Raw genomic sequence first — 2,877 nt, forward strand, 5'->3', positions numbered from 1 at the left:
CTCGCCGGGGGGGGGGGGCGTGCCTCCCGCCCTCCGCCCCGGGGGGGGGGGGGGCGCCCCGGGCCCGCGGGGGGGGGGGGGACCGCGGCGGCCGCCCTGCTGACAGGAACATCCGAGGTGAACGCCGCCCGCAGTTCTTCCCTGAGGGACCGCTGGAAGGCGGTGACCAGTGCCTGCACCACCATCGGCTGCATGTGCGCGGACAGCGCCTTCATCGACTCCACCCGCTCCGGATCGCTCTCCCCCTCGGTGAACGGACCCCACACCTCGTCCCGGAAGAGCGCCGTCAGCTCGTGGGCCGCGGATCTGGTGTGCTCCATCAGCACCGTGCGCGCGGCGAGGATCGTCTCCTGCGCGATCGGCACGTCGAGGAGCGCGACCCCCAGCCGCAGCAGCCCCACGTCCACCCGGAAGCCCTCACCGGCGGCGCCCAGCACGTTCATCGCCGTCAGCCGCTGCACGTCCGTGTCCGACAGGACCCGCCCCGCCCGCTTCTCCAGCTCGGCCCGGGACACCTCCCGCGCCGAATCCGGCGCCCAACTGGACACCAGGGCACGGTGGATGGCCAGATCGTGCGCGCTCAGATCGTCGGGCAGGGTGTCGAGGTAGCGCTCGATGGCCGACAGCGTCATGCCCTGGTGCTGCAACTCCTCGATCAGCGCCAGCCGCGACAGGTGCTCCGGCCCGTAGTGGCCCACCCGACGGGGGCCGATCACGGGAGGGGGCAAAAGGCCGCGCGTGCTGTAGAACCGTACGGTGCGCACGGTGACGCCAGCCCTGGCCGCCAGCTCGTCGACGGTGAGCATCGGCTCTGGTGCCTGGTCGGCCATCGTCCGCGCCTCGCTCTCTGCTCCACAGCTTGGGTTCAACAGTATTGCTGTCGCACCAACGATGTGAAACGGCCAGGAGCTGCCCATGACCATGAAACTGCGACTGCCCGGACGACCCGAAGAGCTCACCCTGCCCACCCTGCTGGCGCGCAACGCCGCCGAGCACGGCGATCTCCCCGCCCTCTCGTGGCGCGAGGGCGCCGGCTGGTCGACCCTCACCTGGAGCGAGGTCCGCCGCAAGGTCGCCGTCCTCGCCTCCGGATACGCCGCGCTCGGCGTGGAGCGCGGCGAACACGTCCTGATCATGATGGGCAACCGCCCCGAGCACTGGCTGAGCGACCTCGCGCTCGTTCATCTCGGCGCCGTCCCCGTCACCGTGTACGGGACCTCCGCGCCCGAGCAGATCGCCCACATCGCCCGCCACAGCCGGGCCCGGGTCGCCGTCCTCGAAGGGGCCCGCGAGCTGGCCCGGTGGGAACCGCTGCTCGCCGACGCGCAGGTGCCGCTGGAGCGGCTGGTCGTGGCCGAGGCCGCCGACGCGGGCACGCACCGCACGTACGGCTCGCTGTACGCGAGCGGCGCCCGCACGCACCGCCCCGACGCCTTCGAGAAGGCCTGGCAGGAGGCACGCCCCGAGGACCCGCTGACCGTCGTCTACACCTCCGGCACCACCGGAGACCCCAAGGGCGTGCGGCTGACCCACCGCAACATCGTGCTCCAGGCCGTCCGCCTCGACCGGCGCACGGAGCTGCCCGAGCACGCCGAGCACATCTGCTACCTGCCGTTCGCGCACATCGCCGAGCGGATCCTGGGCATCTACCTGCCGCTGCTGCGGGCGGCGCACGTCCGGCTGGTCGCGGACCCGACGGCCGTGGCACCCGCCGTCCGGGAGCTGCACCCGGTGCAGTTCTTCGGCGTGCCCCGGGTCTGGGAGAAGCTCGCCGCGTCCGTACGGGCCGTGCTCGCCCAGCTGCCCGCCGCACAGCGGGAGTCCATCGAGGCCGCGAACGACCTGGCCCGGGCCCGCGCCGGGCACCGGGAGCGCGGCGAGCGGATCCCGGCCGCGCTGGAGGCCTCGTACGCCCGGGCCAAGGAGCAGGTGCTGGACCCGCTGCTGGGCCTGGCCGGACTCGACAGGCTGGTGTGGACGGCCAGCGCGACCGCGCCGATGCCGATCGACGTGGTCCGGTTCTGGGCCGGCTGGGGGATCACGATCATGGACGCCTGGGGGCTCACCGAGACCTCGGGCGTGTGCACGGTCAACAGCCCGGACGACTTCCGGCTGGGCTCGGTCGGCCGCCCGATCGAGGGCCTGGAGCTGCGGCTCGCCGAGGACGGGGAGATCCTCACGCGCGGCGCGACCGTCTTCGCCGGCTACCTGCGGGCCGACGGGTCCCTGGACGGTGCCCACGACGCCGAGGGCTGGTTCGCCACCGGGGACATCGGCCGGCTCGACGAGGACGGGTTCCTCTGGCTGACCGACCGCAAGAAGGAACTCATCATCACCTCGAACGGCAAGAACGTCTCGCCGGCCCTGGTGGAGAACACCGTCAAGGAACACCCGCTGATCGGCCAGGCCCTGGTGCACGGCGACGGCCGCTCCTACCTCGTCGCCCTGCTGGTGCTGGACGCGGAGCTGGCCCCGGCGTGGGCGGCGGCCCGCGGGATCGAGGCGGGCTCGCCGGCCGCGCTCGCGGCGCACCCGGCCGTCCGCGAGGAGGTCGCCCGCGCCGTCGAGGCGGCGAACGCCCGGCTCAACCGCACCGAGCAGATCAAGCGGTACCGGCTGCTGACCGAGGAATGGGGTCCCGAATCCGGGGAACTCACACCCTCGCTGAAGCTCCGCCGCCGGGTGGTCCGGGAAAAGTACGGCGCCCTGATCGAAGCCCTCTACGAGGACCCGCCCGCCCCCGCGGCCCCGTAACCCGAAAGCCCCCTCCCGGGGCCCCGGCCGCGCCCCCCCGGCCGGGCCCGGGGGAATGCCGGTCGCCCCCGGGCGTAAGCGCGAGGACGTAGCCCCCCCCGGGCCGCGCCCGACGGGGCCCCC

The 2,877-nt window shown here is 73.9% G+C and carries 2 protein-coding genes; one reads left to right on the forward strand and one right to left on the reverse strand.

The annotated features are described in order from the left end of the window. A partial coding sequence (locus ACFXA3_RS40180; protein ID WP_385196004.1) for a MerR family transcriptional regulator occupies nt 1-830 on the reverse strand: 830 nt, incomplete at its 3' end. An 85-nt stretch (nt 831-915) separates the two neighbouring features. On the opposite strand from ACFXA3_RS40180, the gene ACFXA3_RS40185 reads away from it, so the two are divergent. Next, the gene (locus tag ACFXA3_RS40185; protein ID WP_385196007.1) at nt 916-2,754 is read left to right on the forward strand and encodes an AMP-dependent synthetase/ligase; all 1,839 of its coding nucleotides are present in this window, start codon (nt 916-918) and stop codon (nt 2,752-2,754) included. Nucleotides 2,755-2,877 lie beyond the last annotated feature (123 nt).

The sequence above is a fragment of the Streptomyces sp. NPDC059456 genome, from assembly GCF_042750055.1.
In the GTDB taxonomy this organism is placed as follows: domain Bacteria; phylum Actinomycetota; class Actinomycetes; order Streptomycetales; family Streptomycetaceae; genus Streptomyces.

Bases quoted from the DNA above. Each gene is read 5' to 3' on its own strand.
- ACFXA3_RS40185 (WP_385196007.1), top strand. From the start codon at position 916: ATGACCATGAAACTGCGACTGCCCGGACGACCCGAAGAGCTCACCCTG.